Genomic DNA, 17,350 nt, shown 5'->3' with positions numbered 1-17,350 from the left:
AAATACAATGAAAATTGCGCGCACCCTGCTCGCTTCCGCTGCCCTGCTCGGCCTCACGCTCGGACCCGTGCACGCGGCCGAACTGAAGAAGCTCGGCTTGGCCGTTGCCAACCTTCAAGCCAACTTCTTCAACCAGATCAAGCAGTCCGTCGAGGCCGAAGCCAAGAAACGTGGCATCGCAGTCGTCGTTGTCGACGCCAAAGGTGACGGCCCGACCCAGGTGAACCAGATCCAGGACTTGCTCACACAGAACATCGGCGCCCTGATCTACATTCCGGCAGGCGCTGCGGCGGCAACCGTGCCGGTGAAGCTTGCAAAGAACGCCGGCATTCCCGTCATCAACGTTGACCGTAACGCGGAGGGCGCACCAGGAGACACATTCCTGGCGACCGACTCCGTGACGTCGGCCAAGGCCGTATGCGACTATATCCTCAAGCAGGCCGGCGGAAAGGGCAAGATGGTGATAATCCATGGCCAGAAGGGGACGACGCCGGAAGTCGACCGAACGAAGGGCTGCATGGAATCCGTCAAGGCGAACCCAGGCGTCAAGGTCGTAGCCGAGCAGTTTTCCAATCTTTGGAGCCAGGACGAGGGCTTCCAGATCATGCAGAACATGCTGCAGGCGAACCCTGACGTTTCGATCGTCTTCGCTCAAGCGGATGGTCTGGCACTTGGCGCTGCCCAAGCGATCAAGGTCGCCAATCCGTCCCAGAAGATCGTGGTCGGCGGCTTTGACGGCGATACCGCGGCATTGGAGGCTCTAAGCAAGGGGGTGTTCAATGTGACCGCGACCCAGCAGACACAGAAGATGGGCCGGGACGCTGTCGAGAACGCCGTTAAGCTGGTGGCCGGCGAGAAGGTCCCGCCGGTCCAGCTGATGGACGCCACGCTGACGACGAAGGAAAACGTGGCAGGCTTCATCGCCAACCATCCCTGATCGACTTGACCTTGAGGAGGCGTAGCTGTGACCGTTCCGGTTCTTTCACTGAGGGGCATATCCAAGCGATACGGACCTCTCCAGGTTCTCAAAAATGTTAGCCTGGACGTCCATCCCGGCGAGGTGGTCGCGCTTCTCGGTGAAAACGGAGCGGGAAAATCCACGCTCTCCGGCATCATTGCGGGATCACGCACGCCCTCCGAAGGTACAATGACATGGCTGGGGCAGCCCTATGCCCCAGCCACCCCGAGAGAAGCCATCGACAATGGTATTGTTCTCATTCATCAGGAGTTGCAGCTCCTGCCGCAGCTTTCAATCGCCGAAAACGTCTTCATCGGACGCTGGCCCATGAAGAACGGCGTTGTGGACCGCGCCCAGATGGTCCGCCGCGCCCAGGAGCAGCTTGCCCGCCTAAACCTACACCTTCCCGCGACGCGCAAAGTTGAAGGTCTTTCTACAGCAAACCAGCAACTCGTCGAGATCGCGAAGGCGTTGGCTCTCGATGCGAGGCTCCTGATCCTCGACGAACCGACGGCAGCGCTCGGAGGAGCGGAAACTGAAGCTCTGTTCGAGCAGGTCAGGAAGCTTAGGTCCGAAGGCGTCGGCATCATCTATATCTCCCACCGCATGGAGGAGATCAGGCAGATCACCGACCGGATCGTCGTTCTTCGGGACGGCGAGCGAGTCCAGGAATTCGCTGACAGCGCCACGCCGGTGCGCACTATCGTGGAAAGCATGGTGGGGCGATCGCTTGATCGGATGTTCCCTCCTCTTCCTGTTCCCAAGAACCGGCCGGTTCTGCAGATCTCCGGTCTTGGTTCTCCCAACGGCTCATTCCGCGATGTCAGCTTTGACGTCAAGGCGGGGGAGATTCTTGGAATCGCAGGGCTTATCGGTGCAGGCCGCACCGAGCTCGTCCGTGCCATCGCCGGAGCTGACCCCGTCAGTGCAGGATCCATCAAGCTCGAGGGACGGGAACTGAAACTCCGATGCCCGGCGGACGCCATCGCCAATGGAATCGTCATGGTTCCGGAAGACCGCAAGGATCAGGGCTTGGTCGTCGGACACCGCATCGGCGAGAACATCGTCTACGCCAATCTCGACAAACTCGGACGCGGCTGGCTCTCGCCCCGTGCCAAACGCACCTTCGCTGACGAAGCCGTCGCGAAGTTCGGGGTCAAGGGCCGCTCGGGTCAGCTCGCTTCGGATCTTTCGGGGGGCAACCAGCAGAAGGTCGTGATTGCCAAGTGGCTGACGCGCGATCCGAAGGTCGTCGTGCTGGACGAACCGACCCGTGGCATCGACGTGGGCGCCCGCGCAAGTATCTACGACATCATTGCTGACCTTGCCCGGACGGGCGTCGCGGTAATCGTCGTCAGCTCCGACCTCGAAGAGGTCCTTGGAATCTCGAACCGCATTCTCGTGCTCGCGCAAGGCAAGCAGGCAGGAATCCTCAATCGTGACGAGGCGAACGACGTCTCCGTCATGGAGCTAGCCACAATCTGAAACAGACAGGGAAGGAAGAGCGATGTCCGACATCACTCTCAACGCACCGAGGCTTTTTGATCTTGCAGGCCAGATCGCCATCGTCACCGGCGCCGGTAGCGGAATCGGCCAGCGGATCGCCATCGGCCTGGCGCAATGCGGCGCCGATGTCGCTCTGCTCGATCGCCGTTCGGACAATGGTCTTGCCGACACCGCGAAACATGTCCAGGTCGCCGGCCGGCGGTCGATCCAGATCGCCTGCGACGTCACCAGCAAGTCCTGCCTCGCCGAGGCGGTCGCGCGAACAGAGGCCGAGCTGGGGCCGCTGACCCTTGCAGTCAACGCCGCAGGCATCGCCAACGCCAATGCTGCTGAGGAGATGGAGGAGGACCAGTACCAAACCCTGATGGACATCAACCTGAAGGGGGTGTTCCTATCCTGCCAGGCTGAAGCAAGAGCGATGCTCAGGAACGGTCGCGGGTCGATCGTCAACATCGCTTCCATGTCCGGCGTCATCGTCAACAGAGGCCTGAGCCAGGCTCACTACAATGCCTCCAAGGCGGGCGTGATCCATATGTCCAAGTCAATGGCGATGGAGTGGGTGGGCCGCGGGATCAGGGTGAACACGATCTCCCCCGGCTACACCGCGACCCCGATGAACACGAGACCGGAAATGGTCCATCAGACAAGGCTGTTCGAGGAACAGACCCCGATGCAGCGCATGGCCAATGTCGACGAGATGGTCGGCCCAGCGGTATTTTTACTTTCTGACGCTGCCAGCTTCGTGACGGGCGTGGATCTGCTCGTCGACGGCGGCTTCTGCTGCTGGTGAGCGCCATGAGGAAACTGATTGCTGGAAACTGGAAGATGAATGGGCTCGCCTCCTCGTTAGCCGAGATCGAGGCGCTGAAGGAAAGTGCCGAACGGGCGGCGTGCGACATCGTGATCTGCCCGCCCTTCACGCTGCTGGAAAAGGCCGTGACACAGGCTCAAGGATCTCCGATTGCGATTGGCGCTCAGGACTGCCACGCCAAGACGTCTGGCGCATATACCAGTGACATCTCCGCAGAGATGCTCGCTGAGGTGGGAGCGCGATACGTGATACTGGGACATTCCGAGCGTCGGGCCGTCTATCACGAAACCGACATGACCGTCGCCCGAAAGGCGGCGGCCGCCCATGCCTCGGGGTTGACCAGCATCATCTGCATTGGCGAAACCGGCGCGGAACGGGATGATGGCCATGCGCTCGACGTGGTGCGCAGGCAGCTTCGCGGATCACTCCCCGCGACCGCCACCAGCTCCAATACCGCAATCGCCTACGAGCCGGTATGGGCAATCGGAACAGGAGTAGTGCCGACACCAGATCAGATCGAGGAGGTCCATACGTTTGTCCGGAATCTTCTCGAAGACGAGCTTGGCCCGGACGGCCGCCAAGCGCGGATCCTCTACGGGGGATCCGTCAAGTCGTCCAATGCCGGGTCGATCTTCGGCGTGCGAAACGTGAATGGCGCACTTGTCGGCGGAGCCTCTCTGAAGGGGGCCGACTTCGCCCGGATCATTCTGGCCTCCGCCTGAGGCCACTCTCGTTCGGCCACCTCAACCCCGACCCAATAGGAGGATTTCCATGAATCGTTTCGAGAACAAGACCGTCGTGATAACCGGGGGCAGCCGCGGTATCGGTGCTGCAATCGCCTATCGCTTCGCACGCGAGGGCGCAAACCTCGTCGTTTCTGCCAACGAGGATGCGGTCCATGGTGTTGCCGAGAAGATCAGGGCCACAGGAGGTCATGCAATCTCCTTTGTTGGCGACGTGACCGACAAGGCGAGCGTCAGGGCACTCTACGATGCGGCTGAGAACGCGTTCGGCACGGTCGACGTGTCGATCCAGAATGCCGGCGTCATCACGATCGCTCGGATCGAGGACATGACCGAAAGCGAGTGGGACAAGGTCATGGCTGTCAATACGAAGGGGGTCTTCCTCTGCGCCCAGGAGGCCATTCTGCGCATGCGCAAGCACGGCAAGGGAGGCCGTATCATCAATACGGCCTCCGGACAGGCCCGCGATGGCTTTATCTATACGCCTCACTACGCTGCCTCGAAGATGGGCGTTGTCGGGATTACCCAGAGTCTTGCCAAGGAAGTCGCGACCGAGAAAATCACTGTCAACGCGTTCTGCCCCGGGATCATTGAGACCGACATGTGGGCGTACAACGACCAGGCCTGGGGCAAGCTGCTGGGCAACTACGCTCCTGGCGAACTTATGAAGGAATGGGTCGAAGGCATCCCCATGAAGCGGGCAGGTTCCGGCGAGGACGTTGCCGGCCTCGTGACCTTCCTCGCCAGCGACGACGCGGCTTACATCACCGGGCAGACGATCAATGTCGACGGCGGACTGATCATGTCCTGAGTCTTTGGCAACCGGAGGTGCGTGGTGTGCGCTGAAACGATGGCGTGGCCGTTGTCAGTTCCGAGGAGACGCAGAAAATGAACAGTGCGTGCTCTATTTTGGGCTTGCGTTCAGGCGGTTGAATTTCCTATCTTGGTTCGGTTCTCAGGGCGGGGTGAAATTCCCCACCGGCGGTATCGGAAGCAATTCCGGAGCCCGCGAGCGCCTTCTCCAAAGGAAGGGTCAGCAGATCCGGTGAGATGCCGGAGCCGACGGTATAGTCCGGATGGAAGAGGACAAGGCAGGTACGCCGCTCGAAGAGCGGCGGCATCATCGCATTGTTCGCCCAAGGGATATTGGTGGCTCACAGGCCATGCACGCCGTTTCACACCGGCTAACCCTTGAAAGGCAAGAAGAGTGGCAATTTCAAAGATTGAAGATGCAGTCGCCGCGATCGCTCGCGGAGAGATCGTTGTCGTTGTCGACGATCGCGACCGGGAAAATGAAGGTGATCTTCTGATCGCTTCGGACAAGATCACGCCTCAGGCGATCGCGTTCATGATGAACCACGCCCGGGGGCTGATCTGCGTCCCGATGGAGGGCGGGCGCCTCGATGAACTCGAGATTCCGTTGATGGTCTCCCGCAACACCGAGATGCTCAAAACTGCTTTCACGGTTTCGGTAGATTATATTCCCGGAACCTCAACCGGCATTTCTGCTGCAGACCGTGCCGCAACCGTTCGCGCCCTGGTGACGGACGGTTCCCGACCCGAGGATTTCGCTCGGCCGGGCCATATCTTCCCTCTGCGAGCCCATCCTAAAGGTGTTCTCGCCCGCCCCGGTCACACGGAAGCAGCGGTAGACCTGTCGCGGCTGGCCGGCCTGTCGCCTTCAGGCGTAATCTGCGAGGTTGCGAACGATGATGGCACCATGGCGCGCCTTCCTGAACTCGAAGCATTTGCAGGCCGACATGGTCTTCACCTGATTACCATAGAGGATCTTGTCGCCTACCGCACGGCATCGTTGAACAGCAAGGCGGCCTGACGTTTCGACCGTCCGATCTCCACCTCGTCTTCCGTGTCCGGCGACAGGCTTCCGGCGGGCACATGCTTGAATCCGCCGCAAGGGTCTGTCCCCGATGAGGTAGTCTCAGCAGGGAATCTCAGATGATCTTACTCCTCCGCCTCGTAGAAATGGTGCACGGCCGCTCCCTCGAATCCCGAATGATAATACACTGACCCCTGATGAAGCGTGTTCTTCTTCTTAACCATCCTGATGACGGAGTGGGGTGTGTTTAGGCGCCTGACGGTGGATGCCGGGCTGATACTTCAGGGGCAACGGCCCGGCCCGGGCCCGCGGACAGATGGCGGCGATATAGCTAGCCTATCATTCTGAGATCGACACCTCTCATCCTCGGTGGCTCCTCGAATGAAAGCGTCCGAAAGCTGCTCGCCTTCAGCCGCCACCAATATCTCCCCTGTCTGGAGCCTTATGCCGGGAAGCATCGAGGACGAGGCCAGCCCCTTCAACGAAGGCGGCCACGGCTATCTTGAGGCCATCGCGATTCTGGTGCGGATCAGAGAATTGCGTCTTGGCCACCCGGTGGCTGGCGGAAGTCATGAGATCGTTGAGTTGACATCGCAACACGATGATATATGTTCCGATCAGTTGCGATCGCAACTCATATTGCCTGGTGCGAGGAGTGGCCGGCGATTGGAAACGTGGTTTGGGAGGATCACAATGAATATTCTGAAACGCGCTGCGTTTGCGGCCGCGATGCTTTCCGCCGGCGTTTGTTGGGCGGATACGATCAAGGTCGGCGTCATCGCAGAGTTCTCTGGCCCGTTCGCCATCTATGGCAAACAGTACAAGGAAGCGATCGAAATCTATACCGCCAAACACGGCAAACAGGCTGGCGGGCACACGATCGAATTCATTTACAAGGATGTCGGCGGTTCCAATCCCGACGTCGCCAAGACGCTGGCGCAGGAACTGCTGATCCGCGAGAAGGTCGATTATCTTGCCGGATTCACCTTTACGCCGAACGCGCTCGCAGTCGCCCCGCTGATTGACCAATCGGAAACTCCCACGGTCATCTTCAACGCAGCCACCTCATCCATCAATAAGGGATCGCCCTATTTCCTGCGTTCCAGCTATACCCTCTGGCAGGTCACCGCACCATTGGCCGAATGGGCCTTTGATCAGGGCTTGAAGACGGTCGTCACTGCCGTATCGGATTATGGTCCCGGTATTGATGCAGAAAAGGCTTTCAAGGCCGCTTTTGAAAAGAAGGGCGGCAAGGTCATCGACGCGATCCGCATGCCGGTCGCCACGACGGACTTCACCCCATTTATCCAACGCGTTCGCAGCAAGGCACCTAATGCGGTCTTCGCCTTCCTGCCCGGCGGTCCACCGACCTTCGGGTTCACCAAGACCTATAACGAGAACGGTCTTGCCGGTGGGGGAATCCGCTTTCTCGGGACTGCGGAGACCGAAGAATCCAATTTGCAGGCGCTCGGGGACGCGGCGATCGGCCTGACAACCGCATTTCACTATTCCGCCGCCCATGACAGCGCCGTCGGGCGCGAATTCGTTGATGCACTAACCAAGAAATTTCCCGGAGCTGTTGCGAACTGGGCGTCGGTTGGCGCCTATGACGGCACCCATCTGATTTACGAGATGGTAAAAGCCGCAGGGAACGACGGTCCGAAAGCTCTCGTAGCGGCGAAAACGCTGAAATGGGAAAGCCCGCGTGGACCGGTCGAGATGGACCCCGAAACTCGCACGGTCAAGCAGAACGTCTACATCCGGGATGTGGAGCGCGACAAAGCCAGCGGCCAGCTCGTCAATCGTGAAAAGAGCGTGATCGCCACTGTCGGCGATCTCGGTTGGACCCAGTAGCCCTATCGTTCCGGCCTCGTTGAGGCGAGGCCGGATGAGATCACACAAGTCACACCATGAAGACGCAACGCATCATCCGCGCATCGCCTGCGGATAACGAGCACGGCTGTCTTCCGGAGGGATAATGTCGCTCTTATTCAATATCGCCATAGACGGCATAGCTTACGGAATGATCCTGTTCATGATCTCCGTCGGCCTGTCGGTGACCATGGGCCTGATGCGGGTGATCAACCTCGCCCACGGCGCCTTTGCTCTCATTGGCGGCGTGCTTGCTCATGTGCTGATCCTGCATGCCGGCATCGGCTATCTCACCGCCGTACCGCTTGCCATAGCCGGCGTCGTCATCGTCGCACTTGCCGGTGAACGTGTTTTATTCCGACGCGTCTACAGGCTCGGCGAACTGCAGCAGGTGCTGGCGACAATCGGCCTCACCTTCATGGTGATCGCAGTCGTCAGCAAGTTTCTGGGCTCAAGCCTTTTGGCGATCCCCCTGCCCGCCTCCCTCCAGCAATCGGTCGATCTCGGCTTTCGCGTGCTTCCCGCGCATCGGCTGGTGGTCATCCTGGCTGGGCTGGCTGTCATCGCAGCCCTCTATCTGACCATAGAGCGCAGTCGTTTCGGAACGCGTCTGCGGGCAGCTGTCGACAACCGCAACATCGCCAGTGCGCTCGGCATCGATACCGATAGGATCTACGCCGCCACCTTCTGTCTCGGGGCGGGGCTGGCCGCGCTTGGCGGCATTCTCGGCGCCGAACTCCTGCCGATCGACGCCTACTATCCGCTGCGCTACATGGTGCTGTTCCTGATCGTGGTCTCTGTTGGCGGACTTGGCTCGATTTCCGGTTCGTTCGTTGCGGCGCTCGCGCTCGGCACACTCGAAACGGCCTCGCGCTATCTGATCCCGGATTTCGGCACGGTGGTCTTCCTCGCTGCGGTCATGGCCTTGCTCGCCTTGCGGCCGGCCGGCCTCTTGGGAAGGGTATAAGATGGCCGCCCAGGACATCCCCTTAGCGAAACCCCGCACACGGCACCTACCTTTCCTGCCGGAAATCTTGATGCTGGCTATCGCCGTCGCCGCTTATTTCGCTTTTCCCTATGACCTGGCACTGATCACACGTTTCCTGGTGATGATCCTGTTTGTCCTGTCGCTGGATCTGGTCCTCGGTTATGCCGGCATCGCGACGCTTGGTCATGCGGCACTCTACGGTGCGGGCGCTTACGCTGCCGGCCTGTTTGCCGTCCATGTGTCCGGAGATCCGGTCACCGGGCTGCTGGTCGGCGCATTCGCAGGCGCGTTGCTCGCCTTCGTTTCGGGCCTCTTGCTGATGCGCGCCCATGGTCTGACGCTGTTGATGCTTTCCATCGCCGTCACGTCAATTTGCCAGGAAATCGCGAACAAGGCTCGGGACGTGACCGGCGGCGCGGACGGACTACGCGGAATCCGCATGGAGCCTGTTCTCGGCATCTTCAAGTTCGATTTTATCGGACGTACCGGCTACTGGTACGCACTGGCGATCGTCTGCATCTGTTACATGGCACTCAAGATCGTCACGGCGTCACCGTTGGGCCTGTCGATCCGCGGCATCAAGGACAGCGGTGTGCGCATGGTAGCGATCGGCAGCCCGGTCTACTGGCGCCTTGTGACGGTCTATACGATCGGCGGCGCCATTGCCGGTATCGCCGGAGCGCTTGCGGCTCAGGTAACGCAGCTCGTCAGCCTTGAATCCTTCGCCTTCAACCTTTCCGCAGAAGCGCTGATCATGCTGATCCTCGGCGGCGCGGGCCGGCTCTACGGAGCGATTATCGGCGTCGTCATCTTCATGACCGTTCATCACGTCGCCGCCGCGGTCGATCCTTTCAACTGGTTGTTTGTCATCGGCGCGCTGGTACTTGGTATCGTCTTCTTTGTGCCGGCCGGCGTGCTGGGAGTACCCAAGGCAATCGCTACCCTTCTTGGGAGGAACGACAATGCAAGGCCTTGAGGTAAGAGGACTGAAAAAGTCCTTCGGTGGCCTGACGGTGGCGGAGGGCATTGATTTCGACCTGGCGCCCGGCGCGCGAAAGGCACTAATCGGACCAAACGGTGCAGGCAAGACCACGTTCGCTAATCTGGTAACGGGCAAGCTGACGCCAACTGCGGGCACGATCCGGTTCGATGGCGCTGATATCGGCGCGCTTGGCGAATCCCAGAGGGTCAAGCGCGGCATTGCCAAGACCTTCCAGATCACCACGCTGTTCCGCAGCCTCACGGTGCGTGAAAACATTCGTTTGCCGATACTGGAGCGACGAGGCCACGGCGGCCGGATCTTCGGCCGCGCCGCGCGCGATCGTGAAGTCGAAGCGGAAATCGAGGCTCTTCTTGACCAGTTTGCGCTGTTAACGCTCGCCGACAGACCGGTCCAATTGCTCGCCTATGGGCAGCAAAGGCTGGTGGAATTGGCTCTCACACTCGCGCTGAAGCCACGGGTGGTGATCCTCGACGAGCCCGCGGCCGGTGTTCCTTCCAGTGAAAGCCATCTGATCCTGCAGGCGATCGAGCGGCTGCCCGGCGATCTCGCCGTGCTGATCATCGAGCACGACATGGACCTTGTCTTCCGCGTCGCGCGCTCGATCGTCGTGCTGGTCAATGGACGCATCCTGACAGAAGGCACGCCCGAACAGATCGGCCGCGACCCTATGGTGCGCAAACTCTATCTCGGAGAAAGCCATGTCTGAGACCGTGCTTTGCCTCAAAGACGTGACGGCCGGATACGGACAGACGCATATCCTGCGTGGTCTTTCTCTGAGCGTTTCGCGAAGCGAACGGGTCGCCGTGATCGGCCGCAACGGCGCCGGCAAAACGACCCTGCTATCGACAGTCATGGGTCTCACGCGCCTTCATAGTGGACGCGTGTCGCTGGCCGGCGAGGATATTTCCCGTTTTTCGCCGCACCAGCGATCGATGCGGGGGCTCGGCCTGGTGCCGCAGACCCGAGATATCTTTCCCTCGCTCACCGTAGAAGAAAACCTCACAGCCGTGATGCGTGGCAACGCGTCGCTGGAGGAAGCCTATGCGCTTTTCCCGCGCCTCAAGGAACGGCGCAGGAACGGCGGCACCCAGCTTTCCGGCGGCGAACAACAGATGCTGGCCATAGCGCGCACCCTCATGACCGAGCCCGGCATAATCCTGCTCGATGAGCCGTTGGAAGGCCTGGCGCCAGTCATCTGCGAACAGCTCATGATTGCTTTCGAGCAACTGGCGGCCGACGGAAGGCGCACCGTGATTCTGGTCGAGCAGCATGCCGTTGCTGCCCTGGCCTTCGCGACCCGCGCCGTCATTCTCGCCAATGGGTCGATCGCCTACGACGGCAGCGCCGCCGCCCTGAAACAACGACCGGAACTACTGGAGCGCCACATTGGCGTCGCCCAGCACTGACCGGATGAGGAGGAAGCGACTATGAACATGATCGAAGGCCACATGGCGTTCCAGCCGGCCGCCGGCATTCCGGTCTGGGATATTGATCCCTACGCGGAATCTGTCTTGCTGAATTCCGGCGATTATTATGCCGAGTTGCGCGCGCGGGGACCGCTTGTCTATATCCCGAAATGGTCGGTCCTGGCATCGGGCCGCTACGAGGAAACCCGCGAGATTTTCTCCGACCACAACCGCTTCGTCTCTTCCCGCGGCGTTGGTCTCAATGACTTCAAGTACGGCAAGCCCTGGCGGCCACCATCGATCATCCTCGAAGTCGATCCACCGGATCATACTAAGACCCGAAAGGTGATGGCGCGGGCCTTGTCGCCAAAGGCCATCGCCGGCCTGAAGGAGGATTTCCGGCGCGCAGCGGAAAGGATCATCGACCAGCTGATCGAACAGGGCAGTTTCGAAGCCGTCGCCGAGCTCGCCGAGGCTTTCCCCGTCGCGGTCTTTCCCAAAGCCGTGGGCATGATCGACAGCGACCGGCGGCGTCTGGTTGATTACGGAGCAATGGTGTTCAATGCCCTTGGCCCGGACAACAAGTTTCGCCTGGCGGCGATGGCGCAGGCGTCCGACATCGTGCCATGGATCACTGCTGCCTGCGCCCGTGATCGTTTGACCAAGGATGGCCTCGGGGCCTTGATCTATGGCGCGGCGGACGACGGCGAGGTCACCGAGGACGAGGCCGCGATGTTAGTGCGTTCCTTCCTGTCCGCCGGTGTCGACACCACCGTCACCGGCATCGGCAGCGCACTCTGGTGCCTTGCCTCCAATCCGCAGGAATTCGAACGGCTGAAGGCAGATCCGTCGCTTGCCCGGCCCTGTTTCGAGGAAGTGCTACGCTTCACCTCCCCTGTCCACACGTTCACCCGCACAGCGAACCAGGACACCGAAGTTGCCGGGTTGCCGATCGCTGAAGGTACTAAGATCCTGTGCGCGCTGGCATCGGCCAATCTGGACCCGGCGAAATGGGGTGATCCGGAAGTGTTCCGCATCGACCGCAAGCCGGTCGGACACATGGCTTTCGGTGCGGGCATCCACGGCTGCGTCGGGCAGAATCTCGCCCGCCTCGAACTTGAGGCGGTACTGAGCGTGCTAGCTGAACGGGTCGACCACATCGAATTTGCCGGTGAAGCCGTCTGGCGCCCCAACAACGCGATCCGCGCGCTCGATCACATGCAGCTGCGCTTCATCGCCAAATAGGAGGCACCTGTGACCAAAGTCATCTTCATTTCCCCTGATGGAGCCGAAACCGCCGTCGATGCGATCGATGGAGACAATGTCATGCGGACTGCACTCGCCAACGACATCGACGGCATTGTAGCCGAATGCGGCGGGTCGATGATGTGCGCGACCTGCCACTGTTACGTCGATGCCGCGTGGAAAGAACGCGTGGGGCCAAGGTCGGACGGAGAAGACGACATGCTGGAGAGCGCCTCCAGCGAGGTCAGGCCGACAAGTCGTCTCTCCTGTCAAATCCGGATATTGCCCGATCTGGACGGGCTCGTCATCCATTTGCCGGAGAGCCAGACATGAAAAGCGGGGTCGTCATCATCGGCACGGGTCAGGGTGGTTTCCAGCTGGCTGCAAGCCTGCGCCAGGAGGGGTTTGAAGATCCGATCACTATGATCGGCGACGAGCCCGGCCTTCCATATCAACGCCCACCGCTTTCCAAAGCCTATCTCAAGGATGCACGGCCCGAGACGATCCAGCTCAGACCTCAGAGCTTTTTTGAGCGCAACGGCATCCGGCTGCTCGCGCCCGAGCGGGCAATACGGATCGAGCGATCCAACAAACTTGTCGAGACGCTGACCGGCGGCTTTATCGGCTATGACCATCTGGTCTTCGCCACAGGCGCCCGCAACGCGGCGCCAGCCATTCCCGGGATCGACGCCGAAAACGTCTTTTCCCTGCGGACCGCGGCCGATACGGATCGCTTGAGGGACGCCCTCACGCGATGCAGCAAGGTGATCGTCATCGGAGGCGGCTTCATCGGCCTCGAATTTGCGGCGGTGGCGGTATCGATCGGGCATCGGGTCACTGTCGTCGAGGCGGCGACCCGACTCATGGCAAGGGCGATATCGTCGGCGATGTCCGAGCATTTTCGCCAGCTTCACGAAGAATTGGGCACGACGCTGATCGTTGGGAAAGGCGTTACAGGGGTACTCCAGGATGATGGCTGCGTGCGTGGCGTGCGCCTTTCAGATGGAAGCATCGTAGAGGGCGAGATGGTCCTGCTCGCGGTTGGTGTTCGTCCAAATACGGAGCTTGCAGAGATCGCGGGTCTTGCGGTTGCCAATGGCATCACAGTTGACGCTTTGCTTGGGACCAGCGACCCGCACATCTCAGCGCTTGGCGACTGCGCAGCCTTTCCCGATCCGAAGAGCGGAGATACGATACGGTTGGAATCCGTCCAGGCGGCGACGGACCATGCGCGTGCCATTGCCCAAAAACTGACCGGCAAGGCGTCGAATTATGATGCCGTGCCGTGGTTTTGGAGCGATCAGGCACACTGGAAGCTGCAGATTGCCGGCTTTGCGCGGGACACGGACGCTGAACATGCCATCGAACGGCCAGACGGGCGAAAGCTTGTATTCCGCTTTAAAATGGGCCAGTTGTTGGCTGTGGAAACGATCAACGCCGCTGGCGAACATATGGCCGCGCGACAACTTCTGCGGCGGCCCGCCGGGGTAACGCACAAAGAGTTAGCGGACCGGGATTTTGACGTCAGCGGCTTGGCAAGGGCATTGAGAGAACCAAGCTGATGAGCCAATCCGGAAGGCGTGAGAAACCGGAGAATGCAAGCTCGGGCGCGCCATGCCCGGAGGGACGGTTGTCGGTATCGACCACAACGCGGGACGGTGTCGAAATCCTCGACATCACGAATTATATCCCATTCTTCCTTTCGAGCATCAACAATGCTCTTTCGAGGGGGGCTTCAAGTATCTACCGCGAGCGCTTCGGCATTGGCATCAGCGAATGGCGCACCGTTTCCATGCTGGCCATCGAACCGAATATAACGGCCGCGCGGATTTGCGAAGTGGTGAACCTCGACAAAGCTGCGGCCAGCCGGGCGCTCGCGACATTGGATGAAATGGGATATCTCGGCTCGCTGACGTCCGAGAATGACCCCCGAAAACGCCGCTGGTGGCTGAATGAAAAGGGCTATGAACTTCATGCGCAAATTATCCGAATCGCCTTGGGGCGCGAAGAAGCGTTGATCGAAGGTATCGACCCTGAGGATTTGGAGGCGACACTCCGTGCCATGCGTTTAATGATGAAAAACGTCAGAAAACTATAGCGCGGATGATCGTTGCGGTGGCTGGAAGTGGATCAGACTGCTGACGACCTTTCTACGAACGCATAACTGCCGCTCCTCCACGCATTGGATGTACGTCAGTCTGCTTCTTAAAAGGAGTCGAACCTCAGATCCCCTCGCCTGCCTTCGGCATCATATCTCGCGCACGAATCCGGGCGGCGGCCGCTCATGTGAATAGGGACTTCCAGGAGAGCCATGGGCGAACTCATCGCCTCGGCCGCTCGGCCCCCGGAATGCTCCGTCGCGCTTGGCAAAGCTGGACAGATGGGCCGAGACATCGCACCGCCGACATCAATGACAATCTTCGGCAACATCATATAATAACTATAAACAATCACCCGCACCAAAGCCGCTTAAACCGTCTCCAGATTATTGATGGAGCGGCATGTTGGTTACGATTGTTTGCATGAAATGGGGCACGGCTTTCACCGCCAGCCATGTCAATGCTCTTTATGCCGGTGTGTTACGAAACATGGAGGAGCCGTTCGACTTTGTCTGCCTGACCGACGATCGTCGCGGCCTTGCTTCCGGCATTCTCACTCGTCACATCCCGAATCTCGGCCTGCCTGAGCAGGCGTGGAGACGAGGGTGCTGGCCCAAGATCGGAGTGTTTGCCCCGGGTCTTTTCCCGCCCGGAGACGTCGTGCTTTTCCTCGATCTCGACGTCATGATCCAACGATCGCTCGCCCCGCTAATCGGCTTGCTTCGGGAGCGCCGTCATTTTGTGATCCAACGGGAATGGAATCCGGATCTCTGGAGCCTTCTCCCAAATAACTTCAGGCCGGACAGGGGTGCCCAGTCATCCGTCTTTGGATTTCATGCAGGAGATGTCGATGGAATTTACCACGACTTCGTAAGCAAAGCTGACGCGATCATCGCGCAATTCAAGAACGACCAGTCCTACCTGACGCAAGCAGTCCGGCAAAAAAGTTACTGGCCGACAGGTTTCTGCGTCAGCTTCAAGAGAAGCTGCACGAAATACTTTCCGATCAATCTGCTCCTGCCGAGGATCAGGCAGCCGCGGAACGCGAAAATTATCGTCTTCCACGGAAAGCCGAGACCCTGGGATACGATGGTCGAAAAAGGCCAGCGGTGGGGATCGAAAAGGCGATTTGGCGTCGGCCCCGTCCCATGGATCAAACAATATTTCAACCAGGCGGACGCAATGCTGGCTTCCCTCACGGGCGGCCCGGACCCCGTCGCTCCGCACGCTTGGCGCACAAGTCCGATTTCGGCGCCCAAAGCTGCAGACAATGTCGAGGCAGACGCCCATGGCTCCACGGCAAATGCCGGCTCGGAGCGGCCAAGCCCCCCGGTTTATGGCCATAGCTAGGTGCAGGTGACGCTGTCAGCCTGGAGATCTGCTGGAAACGTTAACCGCGCCAACAACCCGGACGGCTCCCCGTCCAACAGTTCCAGCGTTCCCCGGTGGGCTTGCACGATTTCCCCAACGATGGACAATCCCAGCCCGAACCCGGCGTTGCCATCAGTCCTCGCCGCATTCAGCTTGAAGAATGGCTCCAACACCTGTGCACGAGATTGCTTCGGTATCCCGGGGCCATTGTCCGATACGTCGACAACGACCTTGTCTCCGCTTCGCTTCAGCTCGATTGCGACCTTGTCGCCAAATTTCACAGCGTTTTCGCAAAGGTTGGTCACTGCACGCGTTATCGCGAGAGGCTTGCAATTGGCGGACAGATGATTGGGGCCGATATAATTGATTTTGTGACCCACATCGTCAAATTCGCTGCAGATCGTCTGCAGCGTCGTTGCCAGGTCAATCGTTTCTACCTGCTCTCGATGATGGTCGTCACGCAGATAGCTGAGGCTCTCTTTGAGGAGACTATCGATGCGAGAGATATCCGCCAGCAACATATCGCGCAATTGCCCGTCGCCGACCCGCTCTATTCGAAGTCTTAGTCTCGTCAATGGCGTGCGCAGATCGTGGCTCACCCCACGCAGCATCCGTGTCCTGCCGTGGATCATATCGGTGATACGATCGCTCATCCCGTTCAAGGAGCGCGCAACAGCGACGATCTCTACGCTGCCTTCCTCTTCGAAGATTACCCGACCAGACGTGATGTCAGCATTCGCAGCCGCGGAAGCAATCTTCCGTAGCGGCCGCGTGATTGCCCAGACCCCGAACGAAGAAAACAGCACGATCAAAGTAATAACCGCCACCAGATAATCGAGGACCTCGCTCCAGAACGCCGTGCTGGGAAGGCCGTCCAAAACGAGGATTGTTTTATCGTCAATCTCAGCTGAGACGACGCGCTTGTCATCAACAAAGGTTTTCCAGCCGCCGATTGGCGTCTGTCTCCCATCGGGCGAAAAAAGCCAGTCCATCGTAGCGTCCAGGACGCTTTCCCCCGGCCATGAGCTCTTGAACGTTTCCGCCAAGGCGCGAGGTCGCAGAGTGAAGTGCCAACCGGCACGATCGGCTGCCTGAAGAACGATGTCGCGCTCTTCGGGCGTGGCCGTTTTGAGGATGGAGCTTATCGTGAACACACTGTCGGCGAGTTCCTCAACATCAACTAGCGAGTATCCGCTTTCAACCCGCTGCTTGAGAAAAGAGCCGCCTAAAACGGTGATGGCGAGGCTGAGAAGAATAACGCCCGTGATCTGACTATGGATCGTCGATAGGCCTGGAAGCCGGCGAAAGAACATGAGCACCCTTTTGGAATTGAGAAGCGCGCTTGAGCCGAGGCCGCTCGGCGAACCAGAAACATAGTCGAACTCCCTCACAAGATCCCGTGTTTCCTGCTGCGCGATTATTACGTTTTGTTACGGCGAGGCCGCCTCGTTGCCGATCGCGGCGGGTTGCAACAAAGTGCAACAAAAAAACACGCAACCGAGGGCTCCAGC

At 59.7% G+C, this 17,350-nt stretch carries 17 protein-coding genes and 1 riboswitch; of the genes, 16 read left to right on the top strand and 1 reads right to left on the bottom strand.

The annotated features are described in order from the left end of the window. The first annotated feature begins 7 nt into the window (after positions 1-7). The 16 genes from RG540_RS24510 to RG540_RS24425 all read left to right on the top strand — a co-directional run bounded on the left by RG540_RS24510 (position 8) and on the right by RG540_RS24425 (position 15,818). Entirely contained in the window at positions 8-937 is a 930-nt protein-coding gene (locus RG540_RS24510; protein ID WP_041364397.1) for a sugar ABC transporter substrate-binding protein, read from the top strand. Between the two features lie 27 nt (positions 938-964). Continuing rightward, entirely contained in the window at positions 965-2,443 is a 1,479-nt protein-coding gene (locus RG540_RS24505; RefSeq protein WP_041364395.1) for a sugar ABC transporter ATP-binding protein, read from the top strand. Between the two features lie 22 nt (positions 2,444-2,465). Next, on the top strand, positions 2,466-3,254 hold the full coding sequence (locus RG540_RS24500) for an SDR family oxidoreductase (RefSeq protein WP_041364393.1): 789 nt from the start codon (positions 2,466-2,468) through the stop codon (positions 3,252-3,254). Positions 3,255-3,259: 5 nt separating this feature from the next. Then, positions 3,260-3,997, top strand: coding sequence for a triose-phosphate isomerase (gene tpiA / locus RG540_RS24495; protein WP_041364391.1), 738 nt, complete (start codon positions 3,260-3,262; stop codon positions 3,995-3,997). A gap of 49 nt (positions 3,998-4,046) precedes the next feature. Next, positions 4,047-4,829 carry a glucose 1-dehydrogenase gene (locus RG540_RS24490; protein WP_041364389.1) on the top strand — a complete coding sequence of 261 codons (783 nt, stop codon included), beginning with the start codon at positions 4,047-4,049 and terminating at the stop codon, positions 4,827-4,829. Between the two features lie 136 nt (positions 4,830-4,965). Beyond that, positions 4,966-5,110: riboswitch (FMN riboswitch) on the top strand. Positions 5,111-5,225: 115 nt separating this feature from the next. Beyond that, positions 5,226-5,852 carry a 3,4-dihydroxy-2-butanone-4-phosphate synthase gene (gene ribB, locus RG540_RS24480; protein WP_041364386.1) on the top strand — a complete coding sequence of 209 codons (627 nt, stop codon included), beginning with the start codon at positions 5,226-5,228 and terminating at the stop codon, positions 5,850-5,852. 696 nt (positions 5,853-6,548) lie between these two features. Beyond that, positions 6,549-7,709, top strand: a complete 1,161-nt coding sequence (locus RG540_RS24470) for an ABC transporter substrate-binding protein (protein WP_041364381.1) — start codon at positions 6,549-6,551, stop codon at positions 7,707-7,709. Between the two features lie 124 nt (positions 7,710-7,833). Next, a complete protein-coding gene (locus RG540_RS24465; RefSeq protein WP_041364379.1) occupies positions 7,834-8,694 on the top strand; it encodes a branched-chain amino acid ABC transporter permease in 861 nt (286 codons plus the stop codon). Positions 8,695-8,764: 70 nt separating this feature from the next. Further along, a complete protein-coding gene (locus RG540_RS24460) occupies positions 8,765-9,691 on the top strand; it encodes a branched-chain amino acid ABC transporter permease (RefSeq protein WP_244446755.1) in 927 nt (308 codons plus the stop codon). After that, complete coding sequence (locus RG540_RS24455) at positions 9,678-10,424, top strand: ABC transporter ATP-binding protein (RefSeq protein ID WP_041364377.1); 747 nt, start codon at positions 9,678-9,680, stop codon at positions 10,422-10,424. Before RG540_RS24460 ends, RG540_RS24455 begins: the two co-directional genes overlap by 14 nt. Beyond that, entirely contained in the window at positions 10,417-11,124 is a 708-nt protein-coding gene (locus RG540_RS24450) for an ABC transporter ATP-binding protein (RefSeq protein WP_041364376.1), read from the top strand. Before RG540_RS24455 ends, RG540_RS24450 begins: the two co-directional genes overlap by 8 nt. A 21-nt stretch (positions 11,125-11,145) precedes the next feature. After that, positions 11,146-12,369: a cytochrome P450 gene (locus RG540_RS24445; RefSeq protein WP_046599365.1), complete on the top strand. Its 1,224-nt coding sequence runs from the start codon at positions 11,146-11,148 to the stop codon at positions 12,367-12,369. Positions 12,370-12,378: 9 nt separating this feature from the next. Beyond that, positions 12,379-12,702 carry a 2Fe-2S iron-sulfur cluster-binding protein gene (locus RG540_RS24440; RefSeq protein WP_041364373.1) on the top strand — a complete coding sequence of 108 codons (324 nt, stop codon included), beginning with the start codon at positions 12,379-12,381 and terminating at the stop codon, positions 12,700-12,702. Continuing rightward, the gene (locus RG540_RS24435; protein ID WP_041364371.1) at positions 12,699-13,931 is read left to right on the top strand and encodes an NAD(P)/FAD-dependent oxidoreductase; all 1,233 of its coding nucleotides are present in this window, start codon (positions 12,699-12,701) and stop codon (positions 13,929-13,931) included. The genes RG540_RS24440 and RG540_RS24435 overlap by 4 nt, the downstream gene beginning before the upstream one ends. A gap of 68 nt (positions 13,932-13,999) precedes the next feature. Next, entirely contained in the window at positions 14,000-14,467 is a 468-nt protein-coding gene (locus RG540_RS24430; RefSeq protein WP_041364368.1) for a MarR family winged helix-turn-helix transcriptional regulator, read from the top strand. Between the two features lie 403 nt (positions 14,468-14,870). After that, positions 14,871-15,818, top strand: a complete 948-nt coding sequence (locus RG540_RS24425) for a hypothetical protein (protein WP_051909729.1) — start codon at positions 14,871-14,873, stop codon at positions 15,816-15,818. On the opposite strand, the gene RG540_RS24420 is transcribed toward RG540_RS24425, so the two are convergent. After that, a complete protein-coding gene (locus RG540_RS24420) occupies positions 15,815-17,230 on the bottom strand; it encodes an ATP-binding protein (RefSeq protein WP_244446754.1) in 1,416 nt (471 codons plus the stop codon). The genes RG540_RS24425 and RG540_RS24420 overlap by 4 nt on opposite strands. Between the last annotated feature and the right edge of the window lie 120 nt (positions 17,231-17,350).

Source organism: Neorhizobium galegae bv. orientalis str. HAMBI 540, from assembly GCF_000731315.1.
GTDB lineage: Bacteria > Pseudomonadota > Alphaproteobacteria > Rhizobiales > Rhizobiaceae > Neorhizobium > Neorhizobium galegae.
This window is presented reverse-complemented; position numbering and strand designations above follow the sequence as displayed.